This window comes from Metabacillus sp. Hm71 (assembly GCF_051842955.2).
GTDB lineage: Bacteria > Bacillota > Bacilli > Bacillales > Bacillaceae > Metabacillus.
Genome location: NZ_CM200278.1, coordinates 3095119 through 3120483 on the forward strand (window position 1 = coordinate 3095119; position 25365 = coordinate 3120483).

Here is a 25365-nt window from a genome sequence, read left to right on the forward strand (position 1 = left end):
ACATGAGATTGTTTTTAACAAGAAAAAAATCCACCAATTTAAGGTGAATGTTTATAACTCTCGAAATATGATGTACGCTTTTGATAAAAAATGGACTGATCGTCTTGAGTTTCACACTCTTTTTATAGTTTTTTAATAGCTTGTAATTGTTGTGTCGTTAACATAATTGTCTCCTTTATTAAAGAATTGTTTTTCAATTGTATATTGCTTATCCTTTTCACTAATAGGAGAATTCAAAATGATTTAGTTGATATCCTTTTCAAATGATAGAAAAGAAACAACCTGCTATTAGTTTAATAAATCTAATTCCATTAAATGGCCCTTCGTATTATAAGGTCATCCAGAATTATATCTGGTTGGCCTATTTTTAATAGGTTATTCTTTAGGTAGCCGGGGTAGGACGTTATGGCCCTTGGGACTTGATCCCGTCCGTTATACTGTCCACCCCCTACTTGTAGAAACATGTTTGAGGCTGGTTGGGGCTTTGACCCCGAATAACAAGCGAAGCTATGAAACTACAAGATAGTCAGGGGCTGCCGGCAAATACAGTAAAAGGAGATGGATAAAATATGGATCCAGTCATTGGTCTGGATGTCTCAAAAGGAGAAAGCCAAGTCCAAGCTTTCTTGGCAAGAAATCAACCTTTTGGGAAAACCTTTAAGTTTAAGCATGATATCAATGGTTTACATGATTTTTATGTATTTTACAAGGAGCTCAAATTAAACGCTGAAGCAGACCCTGTGGTCATTTTTGAATCTACTGGACATTATCATGAACCTCTACTTCAGTATCTTGAGGAAAGGAGGATAACCTACTATTTAGTGAATCCAGTGGTTTCTTACGAAACTAAAAAGAGTAGCCTTCGAAAGGTTAAGTCAGACCCAGCTGATGCTCGGCATTTATGCGAACTCTACTACAAAGAAGATCTAGAAACATTTCACCGAAAAAATGTTCAAACCATGAACTTACGTAATTTATCTAGACAACATGATTCATTAACTCGTAATTACGTACAGTTGCTACAGTTTCAAACGATTCTAGATCAAGTTTTCCCTGAATATAAAGGCGTTTTTGGGAATTTGTATTCACAGATATCTTTAAAGACCTTGCTTTTATATCCTACTTCCGACGTCGTTTTAAAGGCAAAAACAGATGAAATAGCGAGTGTGATGCATAGTCTAGGAGGAAAACGTTCGTATGCATGGTTTTGGGATAAAGCGAATAAGATTAAAGAAGCAGCAGAAAGGAACCCATTTAAGAAAACCCTATATAAGAGCCATTTAGTGACGTTAAAGATGTACATCCAAATGCTTCTTCAACAAAAAGAGTTTCTATCCATTCTAGAACAAGAGATTGATCAATTAGCTATGCAGTTTGAAGAGTATGAGATTCTCCGTTCCATACCGGGGGTAGGATGTAAGATTGCGGCTACATTCATCTCCGAAATAGGAGAAATCAAGCAGTTTAGTCACCCTAAAAAGCTAGTGGCCTATACAGGAATTGATCCCAGGATCTATCAATCAGGTAAGTTTACAGCTACCATAAACCGCATCACGAAAAGGGGATCTTCCAAGCTACGACAAGCTTTATATACAGCTGTTCAGTGTGGATTAACGAATAATCGAAACACTAAACTTAGAGAGTTTTACGACAAAAAAAGAAGTGAGGGAAAACCTCACAAAGTAGCGATAATAGCCAGCGCTAACAAGCTATTACATTGGATTTATGCCATTCTAAAGCATAAAGAGAGTTTCATAGCATAACGAATGCAAAATAATTACATTAATTGCAAAAACTTCAAATTATTGTTTTGAAGTCTCTTTGTCATGCTTTTTTTATTGTAACATTACTTATGAATCAATATTAAGTCAAAAGTGTTGACTTATATTAGCTGGTATAATGGAATAACGTTCCCATGAGTTTTAAAAAACGTATATGATTACACATAGGTCTGCACAAATGTTTTGAAGGATAAATAAAAGCTAAGTGTCAACCTTCTATTAGGTTGACACTTAGCTTTTGGAGCATATATCAAGTTGAATTATTTGATTATTTTTGTGGAGCATTTCATTAAAGCGCCCTTTTCTGGAATATCCGACGCAGCCAACTATTTGTGAGTTCTCCCAATGTGCATAATCAAGACCGCTAAAACAATTTTTGATTGCACAAAGGATCATGATCCTTTGCAGCTAATTTTCCAATGAAGGTAATAACTGTCTTCATCCTGCCCTGACATTGAGTTAACTCTATGTCAACTCGTAGCACCCTGCTTTATTTTCGATTTATCTTCTTGAGGAACGGCCCGCTTTATAAATATGGAAACGATCCATGCGATAGCTACTAGTCCAAATGCAAGCAAGAACGCACTCTTCATTCCAGAGATCATCGCTAGGATTTGTAAAGTAGACTCATCTTCCTTCATCACCGTATTTTCCAAAAATCGAGAAGTACCATTGGTCATGATGGATACAAGCAATGCTGTCCCTACAGCACCAGCAACCTGCTGAAGCGTACTGATAATAGCCGTTCCATGCGGATATAACGGAGGCGGCAATTCGTTCAAAGCATTTGTCATGATCGGCATCATGACCATTGAAATCCCCAGCATGAGAAGTGTATTGAAAATCATAATCATGCTGTATGGAGTTGACAATGTAATAGAGGCAAATTGCCATAGCGTATTCGCAATTAACCCTAATCCGATAAGCGACAGCCACTTGGCCCCAAATTTATCAAATAAACGGCCGGTGATTGGTGACATGATCCCCATGACAATACCGCCTGGCAGCATGATCAAACCTGCCTGCAACGGACTGTAACCTAGCGCATTCTGAAGGAAAATTGGCAGCAGCATCATGGCAGAAAACATCGCCATCATGACAATCATCATGATCAGCGTTGACATTCTAAAAATGTTGTATTTAAATGTTCTTAAATCTAGCAAGGGTTGTGAAATCGTCAATTGTCTCCAAGTAAACAGAATTAAAGAAACAACGCCAATTGCAATTGAAACCAAGACTTCATTGCTCGACCAACCCCCTTGTCCTTCACCGGAACTGCTGAATCCATATACAATCCCCCCGAAACCTAAGGTTGAAAGCAGGAGCGATATCGGATCAATCTTCGGTTTCGTCGTCTCCGTCACGTTTTTGAGCCTCACATATGCAAAGATCATTACAAACAGTGCGATCGGCAGAACAGCATAAAAGAGAATCCTCCAACTGTAATGCTCAACAATGATCCCTGATAAAGTGGGTCCAATCGCAGGAGCAAACGTAATAACAATTCCAATTGTCCCCATTGCCGAACCTCTCTTTTCAAGAGGAACGATGGAGAATACGACATTCGTTAGCAGAGGAAAAAGCAACCCTGTTCCCGCAGCTTGCAGCAGTCTTCCGAATATGAGTACTTCGATCCCTGGTGCGATACCCGCGATAAATGTCCCTATAGTAAATAAGCCCATAGCTCCAAGGAACAAGCTTCTTGTCGTGAACCGTTGAATTAAATAAGCGGTGACAGGTATAAGCACACCAATAACTAGCAGATACCCAGTCGACAGCCATTGCGCGGTACTCGGCGTGATTCCAAAGTCATTCATAATTTTCGGCAATGCTACGTTAAGCAATGTTTCATTCAAAATGGCTACAAACACACCTAGAATCATGATCATGACCAACAAAAAGTTAGCTTTGCTTCCAAATGTCCCTCCGTTTAGAGTCGCTTCATTTTGATTTTTCAAATTCTTTCTCCTTTCAATTTGCGAAATGGCTGTTCTAAATGTAATTTCTTTGGAAAGTCAAACAATCTTACCGACTGTTCAGAACATTTGGTGTGATTGTATTTCTCATATAAATTTTCTGCAAAGTTGTTTATGATTACAGTAATTTCTTGTCTGCTCAAGGAAACTTTCCGTCAATATTCTTTTATACTTGCCACTACACAGAACAAATATTCGTATTTATATTATCACATTAAGAAGAATCTGCCAATTAAAATATGATGTGATTTATGATCTTAAAGGATATATTGCTCCTAAATAAATCCGATTCAATACACAACATTTCCTTTCCTGTTTTTCTGACAATTCCGATGTGATCAATCTGGAGATAATATTGAGTGGTAATAGAATAAGGAGATATTTAATAATCAACAACAAATAGCCTAGTTCAACTTGCCCTAGGCTAAAATTGTATATGGAATTCTTTTAAGAACTAGCAACAAAACTCAATTTGCCTTTTTTGGTATCCAAATATCAGTAAATCCGTTATCCATCGAATACTCATAAAGCTCTTTAAGTTTTTTATTCGTATAAACCTTCATGTCTTGCATCTGTTTTATTTCAGGTATTGATAAAATAAAATGTTCATTACGATCAATAAGAGCATGTAGAAATTCAGTTTCTGCTAATTTATCACTTTTAGATACATTACATGTATTACACGCAATAACTAAGTTCCATAATTGATCTGCTTGTACAAAGCTCCATGGAATGAAATGATCTACATGTATTTGTTCCTTTTTCTTTAAAGTCTTATTGCAGTAAAAACATTTATGGCCATAAAAGCTGGACAGCACTTTATAAAATTGATCCAGCGAAGAACGTTTCGATACGTTTTCCACTTTCATTAATAAATTTGTCGTGTCTTCTTTGTTATTAAACTTTTCTAAAAACAGTGCTAATTGGTAGTTGGTTAGATAGATTAATACCCGTTGGAAACGTTGCATAAATGAATAAAAGGAAGGATTTATTTTTACGAATTCCTTTTTGTTATCGAAGTCATAAATAGTTTGCCCACTATCTCCATAGAGGGCACCCATTACATTTAATTTACACTTATTCTTAACTTGTTTAATAATCGATAATTGCAGTTCATATGACAGTTTATCAAAGATCAGTGTTCTGGGTACTTGATGCTTAGCTTGAGCTTTTAATAAGATCGTTTGAACTTCTGCTTTTTTACCGATCATATTAATCTGATTAAGATCATGATGTATGATTAAATTCCAGTAGATTTTTGCAAAGCTGCTAAATAACTGGTTGTAAGTCAATTCTAATTTATCGTTAACATTATAAAGATTTTCAATTAATGACTTGATTAAAACAAATTTATATGTCGTTGAATTTTTAGACTTTGAGGAAAAAATGAAATTAAAATGGCCCCATATTTCTTTATCTGTTAAATATGTGGCTTTCATTTCACCTACTTGAAGTTTGTGACTCATAGCCCCCACCTAATATCTTTCTTTGAATGGATCATTACTTAGTATTATTTTTCTTCTACTTCAATTAAATATATTTTTTCTTTAAATCCTCCGCGTGCATCAGCTTTGTTTCTTCTAATTTCTTCAATTTTATTGATCGAAGAGCCATGAAACTCTGCCAACGCATGGATTATTTCAAGAACATCCGCTAACTCTTCAAGTGAACTCTCTTTATCCTTGGCTTCAACATACTCCTTAAGTTCTTCAAAGCCTTTTGCTTGCAGTTCTTTTATGTATTCTTCATTTGATAAAATCTTTGTCGTATATTTCTTTCCTGTTTTCTCGATGATTTCTGGTATTTTATCTCGCACAAGCTTATTGTAAACTGGCATTTAAATTTCTCCCTTAATATATTCTTTTTTCTGGAATGACTCCTCTAACTCCACCACGAGGCTCCGTCATATCCCCTTTATAACGCGGGATTAAATGGACATGAACATGGAAGATCGTTTGTCCTGCTGCTTCGCCATTATTAATTCCTATATTATAACCATCGGGATTAAATTGATGGTCTAATAACTCCTTTCCTTGAAGAAGTAAATCATCCATTGCTTGCTTTTCTTCTGATGTTAAATCAAAGTAGTGTTCTACATGACGTTTAGGAATAATAAGCAGATGACCGTTCGTAACAGGAAATTTATCAAAGAAGGCCATGGCTAAGTTGTTTTCTAATGTAATTTCGTTTATGGTACAAAAAATGCATGACATTTTGTCTACCTCGTTAATAAGTATTGTTTCTTTTACTTTATCAAATCTTTTAGTGAATTAGTATTGTGAACATATGATTATAGCAATCAAATTTTTCATATCGTTCATAAGCTATTAAAAGAATTATTTTATAAAAAAATATTAAAAGGACGCTACTCTGCCTCCCTTAAAAATGTATATAGAAGGTGAAAGAATACTTTTTAAGGGGAGTTCATAATGGAAAAGTTTACATATGAGAACATTCAATCTTATCAATCTTTCTCTACAATTGAAGAAATGGATCAAGCGGTTCGCGGCTTTTTATATTTGCACAAATCATCCCTATCAGATAGTACATTAAATGTATTAACCTTTATATGGAGACATTCTGTGAAGGTTATTGGAGTATCCTTTGCCAAATACGACACAATTGCTGATGCAATCGAGATAAGCAGAAGAACGGTTATTCGCGCGATGAAAAAGCTTGAAAGTCTTGGTATCATCAAAAAAATTCCAACTGCTAGAATGAACGGCAAGCAGGGAGTAAATCTCTTGATCATCCAGCCATTTCAATCGATTGATCAATTAAAAAATAATATGTCACCCCACGATGTCACGCCACCTGTCACACCTATTAAAACAGAGAATAAGCAAAGTTCACTCTGTGAGAATAAAACAAAACCTTCTTACGTAAGTACGGAAAATGGCGTGGATCATCAGCCCATTAATGATTCAGAGTTAAATATGATTGATTCTATCGACATCCAACATTTAGATACAAGCTTTCTACCTGAATCTGTTCACAAGGATTTTGTCCAAGCTGCTAAGCCTTTTTTCAGTGCCATGGATATCTATAAGCTTTGGAAACGAGTGTTAATTGCCTATCATAAACTGAACCTTCAGCGTTTTTTGGATGATGTCATTGACACTGTTATTGATGCATTTAAACAAACTGTTTTTGCGAAAAAAATGAATCGAATTCACTCTACATTTGAGGGGTATTTTTACCGAGTTGTGTATGCTATGTTGCTGGTGGAGGTACGGAGAGAGAATAGGGGTTATTTGTATGATTTTATTGGGGAGTAACTCATGATTTCTTATATAAATATTGTCATTTATCATAATTACTAACCATAATAGTAAATCTGTGCTAACCATTTTATTATATTAGTAAATGTTACCTTTAGCTAGAGAGAGAATTGTGGCACTATTTTCTTCAATATCTTATCTGAATCAGTGCCCATTATCTTTTTAAATGCAGGTAATATAAATGTATGCAAGTCTAGAATGTGATTTACATCGCGTTTAGGGGTTATGATGTTAAGAAATTCCCTGCTCCTATCTCAGCCGCTGTTTTATCCTTCTTTTGTGTACGGGACATATAATAATTCTTCCATCATTTCTCCTCCAATTTTTATAATTCTTTTTTTCTTTTTCTTTTGAAAACGATTCTTTTGCAAACATAATGGCTGGACATCGCTTTTGGCCAACCACCATAAAAAGCTAGATGAGTAATGATTTCAACCAATCTTTTTTCAGTTAGGCCGTTTTCTTTTGTGCTTTGTTTACATTTAAAGGACTATACTCGTAGTTTCTCATTAAAATAAATACTAAACTCAATATTAAGAATAGCAATCCGCCTACCGATGTACCGGTTGTTACCCCTAAGTTACCGGATGCTAGAAACAATCCATTTGAGAATTCAGGGGCTTCTGGAGCTGCAGACGTAATCCAATATTGACTAATATTATTTCCTATAGCCACTGCTATTCCAAAAATCAAAACAATTAATGCCATAGGTACAGTGAACTGTCCCATTAGGAACAATAAGATGTAAACGGCCCCTAATACGAATGGAAAAGATGCTACCGATTTTATGGCATTTTTAATAAGCAACTTTCCGGCGACGATGTTTCCTATTATACTTGCCCCACCGAATATGAATAACATTAAACTAATCGTTTTCCCAGGTATATTCGTAATGGTTCCAAGATACTCAGCAAGGTAACTACTGACTCCATACATCGCTGCATTTATAAAAATGACAGCTGCAATGGATAGCCAAATAATTGGCTTTTTTAATATACTTAATTGAGATCCATAAGAGAGTCTTTCCTTAACAGGCATAGATGGTACAAATAGTAATATAGCAATGAATGCTATAGCATTCACAATAGTAAAGAAAACAAAAGCCATTTCAAGCGAAGTTGTATTAGCAATAAAACTAGAGACTGGTGCACCAAGTACCATCCCCCCCGTTACCCCCATAAATACTTTAGAAGTAGCTTTTGGAGCTTCTTCCTTGCTAACTGAGGCTGCTGCTGCTGTCAAAGCTATTGAGACATAAACAGGATGTAAAAAGGCTGGAATCACACGAGCAATTAATAAAATGGTAAAGTTTGATGCAAATATGGATACAATGTTACCCAGAACAAAAACACCTAGTACAAGTAACATTACCTTCTTGCGATTTATGCCCGAAAACAATAACGGCATAGTGGGCCCAGATATTGCAACTGCAAGTGCAAAGAGACTCACTAGCAACCCTGCTTTGGATATACTGATATGGAAATGATCAGCAATTAAAGGTAATATCCCAACGATCCCCATTTCCGTATTTAAGATGCCGAATACACCAATGGTCAATATTAAGATAAGCAAATTATTTCGTTTAGCCATAAAATTCTCCTCCTACGTTCATTAATGATAAAACTTGAAAAATAAATATTGATTGATTAATCAACATCTGTTTATAATTATAAATAGATTAAAGTTGCGTTCAATGCTTAAATGAACGCAATTCGTTGATTACTCAACACATTAATAAAAATTGTTGAATTTCTTTAGATAAAATGGAGGAAAATAAATGCCTAAAGTAGATAGAAGAGTAGCCAAAAGCCAGGTAGCTATAAAAAACGCTGTAATTGAACTGATGTCTGAAAAAAACTTTGATGATATTACCATTCAGGATATTGCTGACCGAGCAAATGTTAACCGAGGAACCATTTATCTTCATTACTTGGATAAGTTTGATTTACTGGATAAAATCATTGAAGAACATATTAATGAACTAAGGATAATGTGCGAATCAGCGGCTGAAATGGATTTAGATTTTGTAGAATCGAATGTAGGCTGGTTTGAATACTTTGAGAGCAACTATTCATTCTTTTCAACGTTGTTAGCAAGTAGTAAAGCATCTTCTTTTCGTAGTCGGTTCAAAGAGCTTCTCATCGAAGAAATGAAAAATGATATTGACACAACAAAAGTGATAAATCGAGAATTGAATGAAGAGGTTCTACTTCAATTTATTGTTACATCTTTTGTAGGAATTGCGGAATGGTGGATCACAAAAGGGATGCCTTATCCGCCTCGTGTTATAGCAGTACAACTAGGGATTTTGATTGACAGGAATCTATAAGTTTCCCCAAATGCTATTTCAATAATGAAAATAATCGTAAACAGTTAGTGATAACAAAATGCAAAATCGGAAACGTACATTATCTGGGGAAAATATCAGACCTTCACGCCGATTGCGAAAATAGTGCTGAATGAGCTTAAGGCTCGTTCTCAGTAGAAATCTTTTAAAACATAAAAATTGGGAACCCGCTATTTTATGCGGATTCCCGTTTTTTTGATTATCTAATGTTATTTGCCTGGATAATTTCGTTCAAAATAACTTCCTCCTACTCGATTGTCTTAAATAATCAACCTGTTTTCACTTTGGAAGTAATTTTCCTGTTTTTATGACTCTGCTGCAAATGCGTCCGTAAAGAAGGTCTCTAGCTTGTCGAACGGAATCACATCCAGCTGGTCATACAGATCTGTATGGTTTGCACCAGGAATAATTTCTAGCTCCTTATTGTCACCTTTGAGAAGCTTGAAAGCATCTTGGCTAAAATACAAAGAATGCGCGTCCCCACCGTGAACCATGAGTACATCGCTGCGGATCTCAGGTACATAATCAAATAAACGCATATTCATTAAGGAACCTATTCCTGTCGCTGCAAATCCCTCATTTGAACCTAAAGAACGTGGATGATAGCCGCGCTCAGTCTTGTAGTAATCTATATAGTCTTTCAGGAACTGTGGAGCATCATCCGTTGCCTGCTCTGGATGTCCGCCTCCCAGGGTATATTCCCCATTCTTATAGTCCTCTGTTCTTTGATTATTATAACTGACACGAGCCTGGTATCTAGCCTCTTCATCAAGGGAGTCGTTATATCCAAATGCCATAACGCGACTCATATCATACATTGTCATTGTGGCTGTAGCCTTGATTCTTGTATCAAGTGCGGCTGTCTGAAGCGCATAACCGCCCCATCCGCAGATACCGATGATACCGATCTGCTCCGGATCAACATTTTCCTGAACGGAAAGGAAATCAACGGCACTCTGGAAATCTTCGACATTAACGTCAGGTGAGTTGAAGTATCTTGGATATCCGCCGCTCTCTCCATAATAGGAAGGATCAAATGCAATCGCTAGGAAACCTTTTTTCGCCATCTCCTGGGCATAAAGGCCAGAGACCTGCTCCTTAACGGCACTATACGGACCACTTACAGCAATCGCAGGAAGCTTACCTTCATAATTCTTTGGCTCATAAAGATCAGCTGCAATCGTTATTCCGAAATGGTTGACGAAAATCACCTTTCTGTGATTTACCTCATCACTGAGAGGGAATACCTTATCCCACTCTTGTGTGAGTTCGATCGCTTCCGGGCGAATGGAAACATCCCTCATCGCGCCGTAATTGACTGGTGCAGCGGTTTGCGTCTGGGTAGCCTCCTGGGCTGTTGACTGTGCTGGCTGTGATGACTGTGATGACTGTGTGGTCTGTGGACTGCATGCTGTCATTGTCAGAATCATTGCAAGTCCCCCCAAGAATACAAGCTTTCTTTTCTTCATTAAATTTCCTCCTTTTGATTTTCTCGTTGTGAATGTCTGTCCAATGAATTTTGGAGCAAAGTGTCAGCAAAATGTGCACCTTTCGCTGACACTTTGCTCCGAAAATCCGCTGTCCCGAACAGATACAAATTTTCTTTCTGCAGTAAAGTTCCAAGCGTGTCGAACGCAGCCTTCGCGCCGGTCACAAGAGTCATTGGTTTGTCATGTGACATTTCAAACTCCTCCCTTCTTTTTTGTCATGAGTAATGATTTCCTCTTTGAATACTTAAAACAAATTTGATTAATCAACATCTGTTTATAATTATAAAAAGAAATAGAATAAATCCAATGGTTAATTTAACGCAATTCGTTGATTATTCAACAAATCTAGCAAAACTGCTGATTATCTTTAGGAAAGATTGGTGACCTAACAATGTCTATAGTGGATAGAAGAATAACCAAAAGCCAGGAAGCTATCAAAAAAGCTGTTATCGAACTGATGTCTGATAAAAATTTTGATGATATTACCATTCGGGATATTGCTGACCGGGCAAATGTTAACCGAGGAACCATTTATCCTTCATTACTTGGATAAGTTTGATTTACTGGATAAAATCATTGAAGAACATATTAATAAACTAAGGGTAATGTGCGAATCAGCAGCTGAAATGGATTTAGATTTTGTAGAATCGAATGTAGGCTGGTTCGAATACTTTGAGAGCAACTATTCATTCTTTTCAACGTTGTTAGCAAGTAAGTAAAGCATCTTCTTTTTGTAGTCGGTTCCAAGAGCTTCTCATCGAAGAAATGAATAATGATATTGACGCAACAAAAGTGATAAATCGAGAATTGAATGAAGAGGTTCTACTTCAATTTATTGTTACATCTTTTGTAGGAATTGCGGAATGGTGGATCACATAAGGGATGCCTTATCCGCCTCGTGTTATAGCAGTACAACTAGGGATTTTGATAGACAGGAATCTATAAGTTTCCCCAAATGCTATTTCAATAGTGAACATAATCGTAAACAGTTAGTGATAACAAAACGTATAACGTGGTCTGTAACTTATCAGGTGGCGAGTGGTCTGAGATGAAGAAGATTGTAACTGAAGTGTCTGAAAGGTGAGAAAGGGATAGTTTCGATGATGGTTAAAGTAAAAGTTAGTAATAAAGCTAGGTATTATTCGCAACTAATTATAAACACTTTATAAATTTGTTAAAAAAAGCCAATCTTTCCATTTAGGAAAATCGGCTTTTCTTTTGATAATAATTTGTAATCAATAAGCTGTCATCTCATGATTGCTTTTCGGGATATTCCTGCACCATTTGGACCTTCATGCATACGTCCATGTATCTTTGTTGCAATGACAACTTCATCCCGATATTACCAAAGCTAGAGTCACAAGTAACGTTTTTTTCATCTTGTTTTTCTCCCAGTCACATTTTCGATAAGATTGAACTTGATTTATTTTATTGACGGGGACTCAGCCTCAACAAACGATCATCTTCTCCGGGGTTATCTGCCATTGGGGAGGTATTTGTGGTAATCACATACAAATCCCCTTCAAATGGGTACACATTCCTTAGTCTTTCATTCGAAGTAAATACAACATCCAAAGAACCTGCTGATTCATTATAAACGTACAAACTTTGACCCCTTAGTCCTGCTATAAATAAATGATCATCAAAAAATGTAATTCCTGATGGAGCCCATGTATCAGTTCCAGAGTGAAGGAGAGGCTTTTCCATCCCTTCTTGTTCCTGATCCCCGGTTATAACAGGCCATCCATAATTTTTTCCAGGCTCAATGATATTAATCTCATCATGAGCAGATTCTCCATGCTCAGAGCTGTACATGATCGTTCCGTCTTCATTCCAAGCTAATCCCTGGGGATTGCGATGCCCATATGAATACACATAAGAGTCAGGGAATGGATTATCCTCAGGAATGGATCCATCTAAATTCATTCTTAAAATTTTCCCACCTAAATTATCAATATCTTGTGCAAATTCCTCCTCATGAGCCCACCCTGTTGCAACATACAAATATCCGTCAGGACCAATTGCGATTCTACCGCCGTTGTATAGTTCGTGACCTGGTATCCCATCAAGTAGTACACTTGTTTCCTGCCAGGAATCACCATCATATAACACTTGAACAACCTTATTTGCCAAGCCTGAACCTGTTCTGTAAGTATGATATAAATAAGCTATTCCACTTTCTAAAAAATCATCGGCAAGAGCTATGCCAAGTAAGCCACTTCCCCCCTCCTGTACAATAGGATCTGATGTTTGAACATCGTACCTTTCAAGTTTACCATCCTTCATCATGGCAATTGTTCCAACAACCTCCGGCATGACAATGAAATTATCCATTACGTTTATATCCCATGGATAATGCAAATTATCAGCTAACACTTCTACTTCCCAGTCTTCCGTAGACATACCTATGAAACGAGATTCTGTATTGCTATCTTCCGTTTCATTAACATCAGAAATCTCCTCTCCAGAAGAAGTATTATTACTCTCAGGATTCTCCAATCCGCTTTTGCATCCTGTCAATAAAAGAAATGAAATAAAAAATATGATTATATATCTCACTATGTCTTAACACTCCAATGTTTCTTTTTTCTACTAAAAAAAGAAATCCATTTCTGCTAGAGTTAAAAGTACGACCAAATAACCCGCAGAAAGGATTCTTGATAGAGTAGGTTTTCATTTGAATGAACATGATCTTTCTGTTGAATAATTCAGGATAAAAAGATTTTAACCCTCACGAGGTAAGATTTTTACGGTTGCACTTACAGGACCTTCCCTTAACATAAAGGACAAGTTTGGAACAACATTCATCCTAACGATTCACATTTTAATAACTGTCTTCAGGAGTGGATCATTCGGATTAATCTGCCGCTCCATTGCATTCTGTAACTCGTCCAGAGGAAGGATATCAGTTACATACTTCTCCGGATCGATCTCTCCGCTGGCAATCAAATCAATGGTTTCTTCGAATTCCACTCTTGTACAGGATACACTACCAATCAGCTGTATCTCCTGAAGGACGGCTCGGTTCATGGAAAATGAGACTTTAGGATCGATAGAATTTCCGATCATCACTACTTTTCCGCCCGGTTTCACCGCGTCGATGCACGTGTCCAGTGTATCGCCCAGACCAACGGCCTCAAAGGCAATGTCAAATCCACCATCAGATGCCTGCTTAAGAATCTCAGCCCGATTCGGATTATTTCCATCAAAGTAATCATCAAATACACCGATTTCCCTGGCTTTTTCTGTTTTAATATCGTTTACCTTAGACACTGCTACATACGAGGCTCCGGCTTTCTTAGCAAGTTCTCCGATAAAATGTCCGATGATGCCGGTTCCTACGACCAGCACCTTATCATGAAGCTTGATGCCCGACTTCTTTACTGCATGGTAAGCGACCATCAGCGGATCAATGAGACCTGCTGCCACATTCGTTACACTGTCCGGAAGCAGATAAGCATTGGACTCTCTGCCCACAAACTTCTCTGCATAGGCTCCATTACAGACAAATCCAATATAGTTCGTACCGTTTACCTCTCTGCACAGATGTTCCTGACCGCTCATGCACATGTCGCATTTACCGCAATACAGATTTGCCCAGAAAGTCACACGGTCACCAGTCTTAAATCGCTTGCTATCGCCTGGGTTTGTGACTGTACCGCAGAACTCATGCCCCATAACAAAATCGGAGTCTCCCTGTTCTCCCCAGCCCTGTCCGGCCTTCCACATATGGATGTCGCTTCCGCAGACACCGCATGCATTCACATTAATTTCCAGCATACCTGGTTTCATCTCCGGTGCAGGAATACTCTTTATCTCAATTTTCTTCGGGCCTGTCAGCACGGCGGCCTTCATCATTTTTACAGTCATCAATATGTCCTCCCTTGTTTTACTTCTGATTAGGTGAATCATTACTTATTCGGTTCGGATTACTGCATTTCTGCAATCCAGCTGTTCAATTCATCATCCGTTAGTTGCTTTCGATGGTATCACCGGTGATTTTCTTAAAGCGAAACTACGCCCGGGAAATGTTTACTTGTTTAGAAAACCAAAAACCAAAAATTTGATACTAAATGAGCTTGTCGTTTAGAACTATGAATCATTCAGAATAAACTATTTTAATCCTCACGAGGTAAGATTTTTACCGTTGCACTTACAGGTCCTTCGCCTAACATAGGTGAAAGGTACATACTGTTACCGTATTTAGCTTTGTAAGCCTCATCAACTTTTTTTGTTAATGCAGCATCCGTATCCAAAGGCTGGAATATAACATTGTACTCTTCACCATTTAATTTTATCTTTCCAGCTTTTTGCCCGACAGCGGATTTATACCATCTTGAATTCTGACCGTTATAAGCTCTGACATATAGATTATTATCTGCAACAACAGACCAAATCCAAGTTGGTGTTCCCGGAGTTTTACCGTCACTGTAAAACGGTGATATATACATATCATCAGCCTCCCGAAAAGCATCCATTTGTTCTTGGCTCCAATTGGTTTGCATAGCTTCTTACCTCCAATTAGTTATAATTTACTTTATATCGTAACCAAACTGCATTATCTTCTAATTTTTGCACATCAATAAGTGTGAACGAAAATGGCTGAATCTTTGAGAATGGCTCTGCAGCTGTAAACAGGCTTTGTGCTTCAGAATTACCATCAGAGCAATAGGTGCCATCACAATACTTACTTCATCTACAAATCCATTTTGAAGAAAAGACCAATTTAAGAGACCACCGCCGCCAATCATAATTTGCTCCATATGAAAAAGGGTGGCTAATTTATGCAAGACAAGCGCCTTATCTAACTCATCTTCACCTGCAATGATATACGAAATATTCATTCGTCTTAAAAAGTCCTTAGGTATGACTATAAATAATAACGTATGGTTTCTTCAATCTAATTCCTCCTACTTTATTATGCACCCATTCGTCAAATGTTTTTTGCCAGCCTAGTTTATTATTGAATCGTATATTCATTTTGTGATGACTGGTTGTGTATTAAAGAATCATTAAAAAACTTGTTTAGTTTGACCAATTAAAACTTCGCAAATACCGGGAAGAAGCTATGCTCACCATAATTCTGGATGTGCTCTACATTCTTCAAAGTCTCCATATCTGCATCGATAATAGTAAAGTCAAGGTCTGCATTGTTTCTCATATGATCTGGATTTGCCGTCTTAGGAATGACTACAAGACCAAGCTGTAAGCAATAACGTAGGCAAAGCTGAGCAACAGATACTCCATACTTATCGGCTATTACTTTAATCTCTGCATTATCAAGGACTGCACCGTGAGCAATTGGTGAATATGCCTCTACCAGAATGTCATTCTTCTGGCAGAATTCAATTAACTCGAAAGGAGTATTGCTCACATGTGCCAATATTTGATTTACCATGGGCTTGATATCACAACTTGAAAGAATATTTTCTATATCATCCTGAAGGAAGTTAGAAAGACCGATTGCCTTTACCTTGCCTGTCTTATAAGCATCCTCCATTGCTGTCCATACTTCTTTGTTTTCCTCGAAGTAACGGTTCTCCTCACGGAACTCCTTCCAAGGCTGTGGGCTGTGGATAATCAGAAGGTCAATGTAATCCAATCCCATCTTTGCTAAAGACTCATCAATGGACTGAGTAACTGCATCGTAGGTCTTTGCTTCCGCAGCAACCTTTGTCGTGATGAAAAGTTCTTCTCTTGCGACACCGCAGGAACGGATTCCTGCGCCTACACCAGTTTCATTCATATAAGCCTGAGCAGTATCAATATGACGATATCCGATAGAAACCGCATCACGGACTGCCTGTGCTGTCTGTGCATCGTCAAGCAGCCATGTACCAAGACCTAATTTTGGAATTTCTATACCATTTGATAATTTGTAAGTTTCGTTAAACATGCTTTTTCCTCCTTTGCATTATTTCATTTCTATTATTCCGAAGGTGCTAGGCTAAATCCACTTAACAAATCAATATCGATTGATTAATCAACATCTGTTTATAATTATAAATGGATTAAAGTTGCGTTCAATGGTTAAATTAACGCAATTCGTTGATTACTCAACACATCAGTAAAAATTGTTGATTATTTTTAGAAAAAATGGGGGGAAATAAATGCCTAAAGTAGATAGAAGAATAGTCAAAAGCCAAGTAGCTAGAGAAGGAGTTGCTAGATACATTACGCACTGTAAAATCTAAGGCTTACTTTATCCTACAACTCGGCTATTTTAAAGCCAAACGCTTATTTTTCACCTTTGACCTCCACGAAGTAGAGGAGGATTTGCGACATATTCTGAAGGAACATTTCAACGGTAGCAAAATCACTGATCTAAGTTCCATTGGTAAGGTTACTAAGCTCAAACAACAACACTTACTTCTTGAACTGTTCAACTACCAAAGTTGTGATGCTGAAAAGCGGCGACAGATAGAGAAGAAGGCTCGTAAGGCGGCTAAATTTTGTAGTAAGCCCATTTATATCTTCCGTGAAATTTTGAATTATTTGTCCGAGCAACGGATCATTGTCCCTGGTTATAGCTTTATGCAAGAAACTGTAGGAAAAATCATCACCTACGAACAAAACCGTTTAGTTACAATGTTGCAAAATCATCTGAGTCCATCCACTATCAAAGCATTGAAGCGATTATTAGAAGATTCTTCAGGGCTATATGAAATCACCCGACTGAAACACGAACCGAAAGATTTTAGTTCCACTGAAATTAAGCATGAGATGGAGCGAGGAAAACAAATACAGGGCTTATATCAACTTGCTCAGAAATTGCTACCCGAGTTAGGCATCTCTAACGAGAGTATTAAATACTATGCTTCCTTGGTAGATTATTACTCTGTTTATAAACTTAAACGATTAAATGAATGGATTGGTTACTTGTATTTATTATGTTTTGTTCCCCATCGCTATCAACGGATGCATGACAATCTGATCCATACTTTTACATATCGAGTAAGACGCTACATGGATGAAGCGAAATCAGTAGGAAAGGAACGAGTATACGAATCTCATCTAGAAAGCAGTCAGAATATAAAGAAAGCAGGAGAAGTGCTTTACATATTCACTGATGATCAAATTCCTGCAGATGCTACTTTTCAGGAGATTCAGGATCGAGCCTTTGCCATTTTGGAACGTCCAAAATTGGCAGCCATCGCTGATCAAATCGTTACAAATACCAAATTGGATGAAGTTGCTTTCCGATGGGGACACATTGATCAGCTATCTCGTCAATTTAAACGAAACCTGCGCTCCGTATTTTTGATGGTTGATTTCGTAGCCTCCTCTACTCATGATCCACTGATTGAAGCAGTCTATTTTATGAAACAAGCTTTCATGAAGAATAAACCATTAGGAAAGTATCCTTCCGATGCATTCCCTCAACACTTCATTCCAGATGGGATGAAGCGATACATCTATCAACCAAATTCTTCAGGACAAAAAGTTCTTCAGGCTGATCGCTATGAATTTTTCGTCTGTCATCTTTTTCGAAATGGTTTAGAAGCAGGGGATATTTTTTGTCGGGATAGTATCCGATTTCGCAGTTTTGAGGATGATCTCATTAGCGATCTAGAGTGGAAACAGAAAAAGAATTTACTCGCTGATGTCGGTCTAACTGTTTTCAATCAATCGATTCAAGACCATTTAGCCGAGCTTGAGAAGGAACTCGAAACTCGTATCTATCACAAAGGTGAACCAGCATATTGCATCTGGGGAAAATAAAGATATTCAGATTAAAAGACGTGGCTCAAATAGTCGCTGGACACTCCCATATGTTCATGGCAGTGAATCGATGAATCATCCCTTCTTTGAGACGATAAAGCCCGTTGAGATTAGAAATGTTTTGCATTATGTGAATCAACGTTGTCAGTTCCTTGGAGCGTTTGAACATATCTTAGGTCGTTATGCAAAACAAACCCGGGAAGAATCGTATCCTTGTAGCTTGTCTAATCGCTTGAGGAACCAATATGGGATTAGGGAGATGGGTGATATTTTGTATTGTTCCATTCCAATTAAGTCAACTTTAATTAGATTATAAAATTAAAGTAACAAATGATATCTAAGTAGTAAGACAAAAAGTTTTATATATTTGTAATTTTTTTATTTTAATTGAACTTTTAAATTACTTATTAATTCAACTAGTGAATCAGCCAATAATTCATTTTCTTCTGTTTCATAATCTTCAATAAATATCTGCAATGTATCATTATCGACATTAATTGCCAAATCCTCTGGTGAAATAAAGCCAATTTGTATATATTTAAATTCTCTACCGTTGTTTTCCTCGTATTGTTTCATTGATTGAAAGAACTCTAATACACGTTTACCAGGTTCAACAGGTTCAAGATTAACTAACCGTGAATCATAAAAACCTTGTAGATTTAGAAACCAATACGAATTAAAGTATTCTTTAATAGATTTATGAATTTTTAACCCAAGTTCTTTTAATTTCTGAAAAATCTTCTAAGTTACCTTTTCAATAGGCTTCCAATATACATATTCTTCTTCATCAGAACTACTTAAATATAAAATTGGATCTACGTCTTCATCCCAAGGGACTTTGGGATATGTTCCATATTCCTTTTTCCAAAAATCATTTAAAATATGTTCTAATGATTTCTTAAACTCCTCCATTTATATTAGTCAATAAAAACTTGAAGTCGTCCAGCGTATGAACAATTCCCAATATTCCTACTTTTATGCATCACACACCTCTAAAAAAGAGTTATATCCTCATTCTACTTGAAAATCATTCACTCCTTATAAACAATGAAGAGTTTTTTACTACTTTTAATTGTTGGACTTCGAGACTTAAAATCAAGCATTCAGTTACTGATTTTATTTTAAGAATACAAAAAAAGCTTATTCCTCCTCATCGTTTTAAATGGAATAAGCTTTTGAATGTTTATTGTGATTGTTAAGTTAATTTAGTACTTTCTTTATTGGTTGTTTTGTGAGGGTTTCTTATGAGAAGTGTAAATTTATTACAGATTTTGTAAACAATAGTTTTATTTCTCGATACAATCATTAATAAAAGTTTTGATTAAGTTTATATCCACCTTTTTACCAGTACCATTTGGATAATTTATTTCAAGGTATCGTAGTAACTTATCTGCCAGACTATCACTCTCATATACCTCATTAAAATTTGTTATAAAGCTTTCGACAGTCTCATAATCAACACTTTCAATAGTCTGTGGAAGATACTTCTCTTTTTCATATTGATATGCCTCCAAAATTGTATATGCCAAAGCATTTCCTATACATATCCATACTCTTTCCCGTGTACTATCATCTTCGAATTGCATATAGGTCATAATATCTGTCTCATCCATGTTTTCTAAATATAAATAAAGGCTGAATGCCTCAATATTTTTAAATTTTACCCATTCCCAAGCTTTTTCTAATGATTCAACAGCTACTTCATAGCCCTCAGATTGTGAAATGTTGTCTATAATTAATTCTGATAGTGACAATAAATACACTACTTTGGCATCTGCACTCAAATTATCAAATTGTCTCATTTTGAACAACTCCTAATCTATATATACACCATTTTTAACTTTGAATGTTAATCTTCCGTTTACTTTGGCACCTTCTACTATCTCGGATGTAACTTCAATACTTAAATTTGGATATTTCAAACTTAATTGTTTTATTATACCTGGATTTTTTTTAGGATTTCCTAATCCACTAAGACAAGTTGGACATACCCCAGAAGGATTAGACTGGTGTAGCCTTAAAGTCCCAACTACATCTTCCGGTTTTATTCTGGCTTTTTCTACTGCTTCAACAAATTGATTTGCAACGCCTTCTTCAGCATGCCTTGTCGCAGATGGTATTTTCCCAGAGGATTTAATTGGTCTGTCAGGATGTGAAACATCAAGGTCAGGAAGACCTGCTTCTTTTCTAACCTTTGGAGATCCACCTTCAAAATTTAAATCTTCTAGCCCTTTTACATCTGTTTTTCCTACAGCAATTGTATGAGTCTCTGGAACATTCCACTTATTCCGTAATGCATCCAAATCTTCTTTGCCAAGTTGGATCTTTTCCGTACCTTTATTAACACCATTATAAGAAAACTTCGACAAAACACCATCCAATTCCCTCTTAACAGAACCACTATTCATTACATTCAGAGGAACCTTCTGCACACTCGAATTCGCTGCAAAAGCTAAATTATTAGGATACATCCCATTCCGCAACACATGAAATCCGCCTCTTACCTCATCCATAACAAAACGTAAATCAGCCTTTGTCCTTGCAGCCAGTTCATGCGCCTTGCTAATCGTCTCCTCACGAATCATTTTACCATTCTTCACAAGCTGTGGCACAAACGGAGCCGCGATTAGGGATGAACCAACGACACTTTGTAAGAGACTTGCTTGTCTTTGCTCTTCCGTTAATTCATTTCCGAACATATCTTTACCGGTGATATACTCGCTAAAACCATTGGCAGATACGAGTCCGTAAAGGCCCATTTCTGCTTTCTCGAGATTTGAAAAGGTTTTTGTTGTTTTATACACGTCAAGTGCCTGATCAGCGGCATGCATCCCTTTGGCCGTTTTGTAAATAGCTCCTCCGCCTTTGACAATTCGTCCTGCCCAACCGACGATTGGAATGAAGCCTGCTGCGGCCATTGCTCCTGCGGCAACGCGCTGTCCGGCTGTCAGCTTTTCGCCGGTGACAGGGTCAACCCCTTCTGAAGCACGTATGTAATCATAGTATCCTGTAAATTCGCCAGTAAAGGTCTTGATTCCATCCCATGCCTTTTCGTACCATGGCCGGTTTTCGAGCTCCTCTTGACGCTTGAGTTGTGCCCTAAATGCTTCCTGTTCGTTCTTGAATGAAAGGTAATCCTTTGTTTGCTGCTCAGCCTGTCCTTTTAATTTATATACCTCACTTGCTTGATAGGCATCCAAGTTAAATTGGATCGGTGAGATCGTATTTCCCTGGCGTGATGCTTCCATTAATTGCTGAAATAAGGCGATGACAAATTGTTCGTCACCTTCTGATAACCGATATTCTGAGTTTAACTCTTCATCTAGCTGATTCACCGCATCAACCGTCGCTTTTCGATCTTTATCAGCCTGTTCGATTTGTTCCTCAAAGCGGTTCGTTGAGAAAGGGTCGAGGGAGATGAGATCATCAATTCGATTGAAAATTTTTCGCAGCTCCTCCTGCTGGCTTGCGACCATTTCTTTCTGATTCCTGATATGGTGCACCAGCTCATCCTCTAAAAACGGAAGGTGTACCACTGAATTCGCAAGATCCTTTTCTTCCGTACTGCCATTAATTCCGTTTAAAAAAGCGATGTGCCGATCAATCAGCCGGAGCCAGGCTTCTGCCACATCAATCTGTGCCTGGTAAAACCCTTTGATCGCATCAGCTCCCTTTCCTTGGAACTGATCACCTAAATTAACAATGTCATTGCATTTCCTTTTTACCTGTTCCAGCTGCTCTCTAAGGTTTTTATACTCTTGTGACCTGGCTTCCATTGTATGTAAGAGTGTTTTTGTATCTAATACTTTCACCATCGTCTTTGGCACCTCCTTATGGGTTTTTAGGTCCCTTTTTTGCATGTAAGGAGACGATTTTTTTCTACTATTTACCAATATCATAGATTGTGAGTTTCGTACATAAAAAAAAGGAAATTCCGGACAAAAACAGGAATACTTACTTAAGTGAACAAAATGAAATAGGGCAAATCAACTATTTCTATTCAGGAAACCAAATATTCACTACAAGCCTCTCACCTATCCGCTACAGTCAACTTTTGTTCAAATTTGTTACTTGCCAAAAGCAATATTCCTTGCGAAAAGAGCTTTTTATAACAATCAAATCGTTTAATGAAACCGTTTGACAGCATGAGGGCAAATCTAAATAAAATAAAGCCTTATTTCTCAGTGCTGTATCCTGTAGTCAGAACGAATAAAAACCCTCTCATTTTCCCAAAAGGAAGTAAGCGGGTTTTTAGTGTTCTGCGAGGTCAATCCGATGTCGTCAAGGACGCCTCGACTTGCGGACTGATTTGCGCTTGAGGATAGTTAATTTGTTCCCCGAATTCTACCCAGTCGAGATTTGCCATCATAAGCAGGTAGCGTTTGCCGCTGGACGGGTCGCTGATGATGAGGTGATCACGACCAGCCGTTTCTACGCGTCCGCGGTAAACCATCGCATTCCATTTGTTGTTACCTTGGTAAGTAAAGTAGAATGTCCCGATCTTACCTTTGTTGAAACGCAGGATATTTTCAATAAATGATTCTTCCATCGTGCCTGCCGGGAGTTGCATTTGCTGCCCAGTCCCCAACGGAACCACTGGTGCGGCAAATGTGGGTCCAGAATGCATAAAACCGCATTGTTGCTGTTGTTGTTGTGCGGCACTGTCCCGCATCGTGGAAGATGGGTAAAAACAAGGATAATAATGGATTGGAAAATAACTAGAGTATCCATAAGTCATGAGAAGATCAGCTCCTTTTTAATTTATCGATAAAACTCTGGGCAATAACCCGGTACAGCGACATAGAAACAATGATTCTTGTGCGAAAAATCGAACTGCGTCATCGGGGATCTTGGCATCGTGGGGGTACAAGGAGCTCGGTATTTTTTCCCTGGACTAGGGTTAAAAAACCACAAATTCATTCTCGCTCGAGGATCCCTATCACCATGCAGCAAATTCCTAGCCCTCTGGAGGTCAGCTTCATTGGGACGTTGTGTATATAATGTTCCATTTAAGACGGGCTCGAAGTGAGGAATTGAAGTTCCAGGAATGGTTTGATAGATCGCATGTCTGATATTGCGCAACCCTTTGAAATCAGGAGCACAGTCAGCTTCGACCCGATTGGCCACGACAGATCCTACCATGTTCATCCCTTGCGCTCCTTCACCCGTCGCTTCCGCAAGCATGAGCCTCGCTAACTCCTCCACATCACGTGAAGTATGTTTTATTCGTCTACTCATTTTCTCACCCCTTTTGCCTATACAGTTAACTTATTGTCTAAAGTTGTTTTTGGTAACTTGCCTATCCGCCCAAACTATGGAAATGCATCCGCTACGAAAAAATACGTTTTATTTAAATACTTAATGTGTTACTTTTCATTTGTTTTGTCATCGGAAAAACGATAAAGGGGAGAAAAAACATTCTGCGAGAATTTTGTATACTAAGGAGGTTTTCAAACAAAAAAAGCCGATTCCCCCAATTTTTTTAGGAATCAGCTGATTTTAAATTTATTCTACAATCCCGCCCGATAATGGAAGAGTGAAGAACGCGAAGGATTTGCATTAGTAATCTTCAGTTATTTTACTAACGCCCCCAATAGTTTACGTTTATCATTTCACAATCTAATAAAAAGGGTTCCCATAGCAACCCATTAGGTCAGGATATAAATTAAAAATTATCTATAAGACCGTTCTCCAATAATCTTACCTATTCGGTTCAACCCTTTTTCTGCCGTTTGAATCATCTCATCAAATAACTCCTGAACCGTAGGAATATTGTTAATAAGACCGATTACTTGCCCAGCCCATCCAAAACCTTCTACTTCATTACCATCATAGATATATTTCAGATTTGCTTTACCACTAATCACATCTTTCAGGTCTTCGTAGGTTGCTCCTTCCTGTTCACGTTCGATAATATTTAATGCAAAGTCATTTTTTAGGACTCTCCCTGGAGCGCCTAATGTTCTCTTAATAACTACTGTATCCGTCTCTTTTGCACTAACGATTGCCTGCTTATATTTCTCGTTTGCGTGAATACACTCCCGAGTAGCAATAAAGCGAGTTCCCATTTCAATTCCTTCCGCTCCGAGAGCTAATGCCGCCAATAAACCTCGTCCATCTCCAATACCACCACTTGCTAATACTGGGATTGATACGGAATCAACGACACGTGGAGTAAGAACTATTGTGCTAATATCGTCTCGCCCTAAATGCCCTCCGCCTTCCTGTCCAACCGCCATTATAGCGTCAGCACCTAGTTTTTCCGCTTTTTGTGCCTGTCTAACGCCTGCTACAAGGACAAGCGTTCGAATATTTTCGCCTTTTATACGTTCAAAAATAGGTTGGGGATTAGCTCCTGTAATAGAAATTGCAGGTACCTTTTCTTTAATGGCAACTTCAAGCAAATCTTCATATTGTCCATCGTGCCTTGCAATAGCAAAGTTTACAGCGAATGGTTTATTTGTAAGTGTACGTACTTTACGAATTTCCTCCCGAAGTTTTTCAGGTGAACGTAACGTTGCCGCAGTAATTTGTCCGAGTCCTCCTGCATTCGAGACCGCAGCCGCCAGTTCGGCATAAGCAAGATAAGCAAGACCTCCTTGTACAATTGGATATTTAATTCCAAAAATCTCCGTTACTCGTGTTTCCATATTTCTCCCACTCCATTTCAGATGTTGGAATTCAATAAGGGTAAACATTCCACAAAAAGATGATTAATCCTGCAAATGTTCCTAAAAAAAGGAAGCTCTTATTTGCCTTTTCCTCATC

The 25365-nt window shown here is 37.7% G+C and carries 24 protein-coding genes and 1 pseudogene; 5 read left to right on the top strand and 20 right to left on the bottom strand.

All coding sequences use genetic code 11. The annotated features are described in order from the left end of the window. Nucleotides 1-569 precede the first annotated feature (569 nt). Nucleotides 570-1763, top strand: a complete 1194-nt coding sequence (locus tag ACSVDH_RS15060) for an IS110 family RNA-guided transposase (protein ID WP_439251907.1) — start codon at nucleotides 570-572, stop codon at nucleotides 1761-1763. Between the two features lie 488 nt (nucleotides 1764-2251). On the opposite strand, the gene ACSVDH_RS15065 is transcribed toward ACSVDH_RS15060, so the two are convergent. The 4 genes from ACSVDH_RS15065 to ACSVDH_RS15080 form a co-directional block, all read right to left on the bottom strand. Next, nucleotides 2252-3739, bottom strand: a complete 1488-nt coding sequence (locus tag ACSVDH_RS15065) for a DHA2 family efflux MFS transporter permease subunit (protein ID WP_439251906.1) — start codon at nucleotides 3737-3739, stop codon at nucleotides 2252-2254. 485 nt (nucleotides 3740-4224) lie between these two features. Continuing rightward, nucleotides 4225-5223: an HNH endonuclease gene (locus ACSVDH_RS15070; protein WP_439251905.1), complete on the bottom strand. Its 999-nt coding sequence runs from the start codon at nucleotides 5221-5223 to the stop codon at nucleotides 4225-4227. Between the two features lie 44 nt (nucleotides 5224-5267). Next, nucleotides 5268-5594, bottom strand: a complete 327-nt coding sequence (locus tag ACSVDH_RS15075; RefSeq protein ID WP_439251904.1) for a nucleoside triphosphate pyrophosphohydrolase — start codon at nucleotides 5592-5594, stop codon at nucleotides 5268-5270. Nucleotides 5595-5607: 13 nt separating this feature from the next. Next, on the bottom strand, nucleotides 5608-5970 hold the full coding sequence (locus ACSVDH_RS15080; RefSeq protein WP_439251903.1) for an HIT family protein: 363 nt from the start codon (nucleotides 5968-5970) through the stop codon (nucleotides 5608-5610). A gap of 216 nt (nucleotides 5971-6186) precedes the next feature. On the opposite strand from ACSVDH_RS15080, the gene ACSVDH_RS15085 reads away from it, so the two are divergent. Continuing rightward, nucleotides 6187-7035, top strand: coding sequence for a helix-turn-helix domain-containing protein (locus ACSVDH_RS15085; protein WP_439251902.1), 849 nt, complete (start codon nucleotides 6187-6189; stop codon nucleotides 7033-7035). A gap of 328 nt (nucleotides 7036-7363) precedes the next feature. Here the strand turns inward: ACSVDH_RS15085 and ACSVDH_RS15090 are convergent, their stop codons facing one another. Beyond that, on the bottom strand, nucleotides 7364-7477 hold the full coding sequence (locus tag ACSVDH_RS15090) for a carboxymuconolactone decarboxylase family protein (protein ID WP_439251901.1): 114 nt from the start codon (nucleotides 7475-7477) through the stop codon (nucleotides 7364-7366). A gap of 11 nt (nucleotides 7478-7488) precedes the next feature. Beyond that, nucleotides 7489-8628, bottom strand: coding sequence for an MFS transporter (locus ACSVDH_RS15095; protein ID WP_439251900.1), 1140 nt, complete (start codon nucleotides 8626-8628; stop codon nucleotides 7489-7491). A 187-nt stretch (nucleotides 8629-8815) separates the two neighbouring features. Here ACSVDH_RS15095 and ACSVDH_RS15100 point away from each other — a divergent pair, with 187 nt between their 5' ends. Then, a complete protein-coding gene (locus tag ACSVDH_RS15100) occupies nucleotides 8816-9367 on the top strand; it encodes a TetR/AcrR family transcriptional regulator (protein WP_439251899.1) in 552 nt (183 codons plus the stop codon). 323 nt (nucleotides 9368-9690) lie between these two features. Here ACSVDH_RS15100 and ACSVDH_RS15105 read toward each other — a convergent pair whose 3' ends face one another. Continuing rightward, a complete protein-coding gene (locus tag ACSVDH_RS15105; RefSeq protein ID WP_439251898.1) occupies nucleotides 9691-10596 on the bottom strand; it encodes an alpha/beta hydrolase in 906 nt (301 codons plus the stop codon). Nucleotides 10597-10853: 257 nt separating this feature from the next. Continuing rightward, complete coding sequence (locus ACSVDH_RS15110; protein ID WP_439251897.1) at nucleotides 10854-11066, bottom strand: hypothetical protein; 213 nt, start codon at nucleotides 11064-11066, stop codon at nucleotides 10854-10856. Nucleotides 11067-11266: 200 nt separating this feature from the next. Between ACSVDH_RS15110 and ACSVDH_RS15115 the strand changes: the two are divergent. Next, a pseudogene (locus ACSVDH_RS15115) lies at nucleotides 11267-11820 on the top strand (TetR/AcrR family transcriptional regulator). Between the two features lie 483 nt (nucleotides 11821-12303). Here the strand turns inward: ACSVDH_RS15115 and ACSVDH_RS15120 are convergent. From ACSVDH_RS15120 to ACSVDH_RS15140, 5 genes are all read right to left on the bottom strand, one after another. Further along, a complete protein-coding gene (locus ACSVDH_RS15120) occupies nucleotides 12304-13374 on the bottom strand; it encodes a PQQ-dependent sugar dehydrogenase (RefSeq protein ID WP_439251896.1) in 1071 nt (356 codons plus the stop codon). Between the two features lie 318 nt (nucleotides 13375-13692). Beyond that, nucleotides 13693-14745, bottom strand: a complete 1053-nt coding sequence (locus ACSVDH_RS15125) for a zinc-dependent alcohol dehydrogenase (RefSeq protein ID WP_439251895.1) — start codon at nucleotides 14743-14745, stop codon at nucleotides 13693-13695. Between the two features lie 248 nt (nucleotides 14746-14993). Next, on the bottom strand, nucleotides 14994-15380 hold the full coding sequence (locus ACSVDH_RS15130) for a DUF2255 family protein (protein WP_439251894.1): 387 nt from the start codon (nucleotides 15378-15380) through the stop codon (nucleotides 14994-14996). Between the two features lie 60 nt (nucleotides 15381-15440). Then, the gene (locus tag ACSVDH_RS15135) at nucleotides 15441-15719 is read right to left on the bottom strand and encodes a dihydrofolate reductase family protein (protein ID WP_439251893.1); all 279 of its coding nucleotides are present in this window, start codon (nucleotides 15717-15719) and stop codon (nucleotides 15441-15443) included. Nucleotides 15720-15913: 194 nt separating this feature from the next. After that, entirely contained in the window at nucleotides 15914-16771 is an 858-nt protein-coding gene (locus ACSVDH_RS15140; protein WP_439251892.1) for an aldo/keto reductase, read from the bottom strand. Between the two features lie 266 nt (nucleotides 16772-17037). On the opposite strand from ACSVDH_RS15140, the gene ACSVDH_RS15145 reads away from it, so the two are divergent. Beyond that, nucleotides 17038-18597: a DUF4158 domain-containing protein gene (locus ACSVDH_RS15145; protein WP_439251891.1), complete on the top strand. Its 1560-nt coding sequence runs from the start codon at nucleotides 17038-17040 to the stop codon at nucleotides 18595-18597. 378 nt (nucleotides 18598-18975) lie between these two features. Here ACSVDH_RS15145 and ACSVDH_RS15150 read toward each other — a convergent pair whose 3' ends face one another. The 7 genes from ACSVDH_RS15150 to ACSVDH_RS15180 form a co-directional block, all read right to left on the bottom strand. Continuing rightward, nucleotides 18976-19173 carry a SecY-interacting protein Syd gene (locus tag ACSVDH_RS15150; RefSeq protein ID WP_518616549.1) on the bottom strand — a complete coding sequence of 66 codons (198 nt, stop codon included), beginning with the start codon at nucleotides 19171-19173 and terminating at the stop codon, nucleotides 18976-18978. A 165-nt stretch (nucleotides 19174-19338) separates the two neighbouring features. Continuing rightward, on the bottom strand, nucleotides 19339-19509 hold the full coding sequence (locus ACSVDH_RS15155) for a hypothetical protein (RefSeq protein ID WP_439251890.1): 171 nt from the start codon (nucleotides 19507-19509) through the stop codon (nucleotides 19339-19341). A 374-nt stretch (nucleotides 19510-19883) separates the two neighbouring features. Next, nucleotides 19884-20399, bottom strand: a complete 516-nt coding sequence (locus ACSVDH_RS15160) for an Imm6 family immunity protein (RefSeq protein WP_439251889.1) — start codon at nucleotides 20397-20399, stop codon at nucleotides 19884-19886. A gap of 12 nt (nucleotides 20400-20411) precedes the next feature. Further along, on the bottom strand, nucleotides 20412-22412 hold the full coding sequence (locus ACSVDH_RS15165) for a ribonuclease YeeF family protein (protein WP_439251888.1): 2001 nt from the start codon (nucleotides 22410-22412) through the stop codon (nucleotides 20412-20414). 452 nt (nucleotides 22413-22864) lie between these two features. Then, nucleotides 22865-23335: a spore coat protein GerQ gene (gene gerQ / locus ACSVDH_RS15170; protein WP_439251887.1), complete on the bottom strand. Its 471-nt coding sequence runs from the start codon at nucleotides 23333-23335 to the stop codon at nucleotides 22865-22867. A 23-nt stretch (nucleotides 23336-23358) separates the two neighbouring features. Next, nucleotides 23359-23835 carry a cell wall hydrolase gene (locus tag ACSVDH_RS15175; RefSeq protein ID WP_439251886.1) on the bottom strand — a complete coding sequence of 159 codons (477 nt, stop codon included), beginning with the start codon at nucleotides 23833-23835 and terminating at the stop codon, nucleotides 23359-23361. 434 nt (nucleotides 23836-24269) lie between these two features. Next, the gene (locus ACSVDH_RS15180; RefSeq protein WP_439251885.1) at nucleotides 24270-25247 is read right to left on the bottom strand and encodes an NAD(P)H-dependent flavin oxidoreductase; all 978 of its coding nucleotides are present in this window, start codon (nucleotides 25245-25247) and stop codon (nucleotides 24270-24272) included. Nucleotides 25248-25365: the final 118 nt, after the last annotated feature.